The organism is Aurantimonas aggregata, assembly GCF_010500835.1.
GTDB classification, from domain to species: domain Bacteria; phylum Pseudomonadota; class Alphaproteobacteria; order Rhizobiales; family Rhizobiaceae; genus Aurantimonas; species Aurantimonas aggregata.
Genome location: NZ_JAAAMJ010000064.1, coordinates 1 through 2,630, shown reverse-complemented (window position 1 = coordinate 2,630; position 2,630 = coordinate 1). Strand labels below are relative to the sequence as shown.

Sequence of the window (2,630 nt, the reverse complement as noted above, 5' to 3'; positions counted from 1 at the left end):
TCCGTTGAAATCGGAACGAAGCGGGATCGCTGAAGCCATGGCAAACCTCCGTTTGCCTCCATCGATTCAGACTTCGCCCGCCTTGGGAACCCCTACAGAGTCAGCTATCGCGCACGTTGGTATAAGTCGGGGAGCCAATTGAAGCGCTACGGCTTGAAAGCAGCCATTTACACTATATTATATCTTCATTAGCTTTTCTCGTCGAGGCGCGTCTGCCCCGGTAAACAAAAATAATACTACTGAGGCTATGCGGCCTGACCTGCCACTGAAGTGTGATCCAGTGGCGATTAGTGCCTGGGCGGGTCTTGGTCCGCTCCCATTCCTTGGACGGTCGAAAGCTGGAGTTTTCCGGCTTTTGACGTGCCTCCGGGAAATAGCCAGCAGGGCGGTCCAAAGTCGGGGGGCACGTCAACAACCGCCGGAAACGTACTTCCTGCCGGATAAGACTTTGGGGGCAACGGTAGTTTCTCGCGTGTGTCGCCTCGGCGGCTTTCGCAGCAGCGATCTTCGCTTGGCGGGGCATTAACACAGGTCGGTGATCTCCATCTCGGCAAAAACTACCGTCCCAGACCATGCTTCTCGACAGGAAGAGAACCCCACTTGAGGGCATCATTCGAGGTCTATCGAAGAGTCCAAGCCGCCGATGCTACGACGCCGTATCCCATAGTATCCGAGACTACGCTCCCGTCACTCCCACTCGATTGTTTAAGCAGCATACAACCAATTGAAATTGCTGGCAAATTCCTCTTGTCGGCGCGAAAATTCCGACACTGAGGCCGTCAAAAAGTTACGCTTTTGATTTTAAAGGGAAAATTGCCAAAAAAATATTTTTTAGGTTTCGCCAACTATCGGCACCAGTCGGACGATCTTTGCACCTAGCGGCGCCCGGCGGCGTACTCGACTCGCGTCAAAAAGTACCGTCATTCAAACCATATCACGCATCGCGAGCGGATGCCATCCGGCCGCAGGCGAGCCGCGCGTGGTAATCGAACCTTGTTAAAACGCTACCTTCTGGTTATATTACTGGAAATAAGTCGGAGGTTACCGTGGGCAGCTCGCAAAAACGCGCCATTCAAAACTATCGATCTCGCCTAAGCGAGCGCGGCTTGGCGCGCTTCGAGGTGCTTGGTCGCGATGCCGATCGCGACCTCATCCGATCATTGGCCCGCCGCCTGGCCGAAGATGGCCCGGATGCCTCTCGTCTCCGCGCGGCTGTCAGCCAGACCATCGCCGGTGAGCCACCGAAGAAAGGCGGCATCCTTGCCGCGCTGCGCCGATCCCCGCTCGTTGGAGCCGATCTCGACCTTAGCCGTCCTCGCGAAGAAGGACGCAAGGTGGAGATCTGATGCGATATCTGCTCGATACGAACATCATCAGCAACATTACGAAGCCGACCCCGTCGGAGTCCCTCCTCGCGTGGATGGCTGACCAAAAGGACGATGACCTTTTCATCGCCTCGCTCACTGTCGCCGAAATTCGCCGCGGCGTGCTTGAGAAGCCGTCGGGCAAGCGGCGTGACGAACTCGAAAACTGGTTCGCGGGGCCTGACGGTCCGCAGATGCTTTTTGCAGGCCGGGTTCTGTCGTTCGACGAGAGAGCTGGCCTCATATGGGCACGGCTCATGGCCAACGGCCGAGCCAAGGGGCGCACTCGAAGCGCACTCGACACGATTATCGCCGCCGTTGCGGAGGCCAACGACTGCATCGTCGTGACCGACAACGAAAAGGACTTCTTCGACATAAAGATCGTCAACCCAATCAGGGACGGCGACGGGGGACGGAAATGACAGGGCCAGCCGCGACGCCATTGGAATACCAGCTTGTAGGGCTAACCGAGAGCGGCGACGTCGGCGACATCCTGTCCGGCCTCGATCAAAAGCAGGGTCGCGTCCGCCTCCAGGCGCTGATCGCAGAGTGGCTGCGGATGGAGAATCTTGTCGTCCTGACCGGGTCCGGGACATAAGTCAGTGCCGGCGGCAAGACGATGGCCAATCTCGAAATCGCGGTCTTTGAGACAATCGAGGAACTTGCGGACCTACCTGCCTCCATCAAGCCGATCATCGCTGCTCGCAAGACAGCTGTCAGTTACGCGAACATGTTGGACGAGCCAGTCATTGGCTTTGAGGGATGGCTATCCTTCATCGCCAACGCCCTCGTTGTCACGGAATCGGCCGACGCTCCGTTCAAAGGTATTATTTGGCCGGCCACTCCAGTACCGACCGTCGTGGATCTTCAATGGTTCGTCGATCGGCTTCGCATCGCGATCTTTGCCGAGTGTGTGCAGTGCCGTTTCTGATGTCGATCCGCGCGCCGGTGAACCTTCCTCCACATTCCGCGTTGATCCTCGATCCCCGAGATCAGCCCCTACATCAAAGGTCGTCATGGCTCGTTCCTCGATCATCGCCATAGGCGCTTCGGCGGGCGGCGTGGCTGCATTGCGCTCCTTGGCAGCCGCACTGCCAAGTACGCTTTCCGCCCCTATTCTCGTCGTTCTTCATATCGGCGCTGTTGATTTCCACTGAGAGCTGACCCAGGCAGCAGCGGTTTTTCCATCGAGAACTGACCCATGTTTGAACTCGTTCCCACGCCATCGGTGCGGGGGACATCGGAGTGATCGACATGGAGTTATTG

Annotated in this window: 5 protein-coding genes; all 5 read left to right on the top strand. The window is 57.3% G+C overall.

All coding sequences use genetic code 11. The annotated features are described in order from the left end of the window. Positions 1-1,046 precede the first annotated feature (1,046 nt). The 5 genes from GTW51_RS23215 (at position 1,047) to GTW51_RS24755 (ending at position 2,521) form a co-directional block, all read left to right on the top strand. On the top strand, positions 1,047-1,346 hold the full coding sequence (locus GTW51_RS23215) for a hypothetical protein (protein ID WP_144292195.1): 300 nt from the start codon (positions 1,047-1,049) through the stop codon (positions 1,344-1,346). Continuing rightward, complete coding sequence (locus GTW51_RS23210; protein ID WP_203566284.1) at positions 1,346-1,786, top strand: type II toxin-antitoxin system VapC family toxin; 441 nt, start codon at positions 1,346-1,348, stop codon at positions 1,784-1,786. The genes GTW51_RS23215 and GTW51_RS23210 overlap by 1 nt, the downstream gene beginning before the upstream one ends. Further along, the gene (locus GTW51_RS23755; protein WP_203566283.1) at positions 1,783-1,962 is read left to right on the top strand and encodes a hypothetical protein; all 180 of its coding nucleotides are present in this window, start codon (positions 1,783-1,785) and stop codon (positions 1,960-1,962) included. Before GTW51_RS23210 ends, GTW51_RS23755 begins: the two co-directional genes overlap by 4 nt. Positions 1,963-1,983: 21 nt before the next feature. Next, positions 1,984-2,295: a hypothetical protein gene (locus GTW51_RS23750; RefSeq protein ID WP_203566282.1), complete on the top strand. Its 312-nt coding sequence runs from the start codon at positions 1,984-1,986 to the stop codon at positions 2,293-2,295. Positions 2,296-2,380: 85 nt separating this feature from the next. Next, the gene (locus GTW51_RS24755; protein WP_163046386.1) at positions 2,381-2,521 is read left to right on the top strand and encodes a chemotaxis protein CheB; all 141 of its coding nucleotides are present in this window, start codon (positions 2,381-2,383) and stop codon (positions 2,519-2,521) included. Positions 2,522-2,630 lie beyond the last annotated feature (109 nt).

Excerpts from the sequence above, each read along its gene's own strand:
- GTW51_RS23750 (WP_203566282.1), top strand. The coding sequence starts at position 1,984 with ATGGCCAATCTCGAAATCGCGGTCTTTGAGACAATCGAGGAACTTGCG.
- GTW51_RS24755 (WP_163046386.1), top strand. The coding sequence starts at position 2,381 with ATGGCTCGTTCCTCGATCATCGCCATAGGCGCTTCGGCGGGCGGCGTG.
- GTW51_RS23755 (WP_203566283.1), top strand. The coding sequence starts at position 1,783 with ATGACAGGGCCAGCCGCGACGCCATTGGAATACCAGCTTGTAGGGCTA.
- GTW51_RS23210 (WP_203566284.1), top strand. The coding sequence starts at position 1,346 with ATGCGATATCTGCTCGATACGAACATCATCAGCAACATTACGAAGCCG.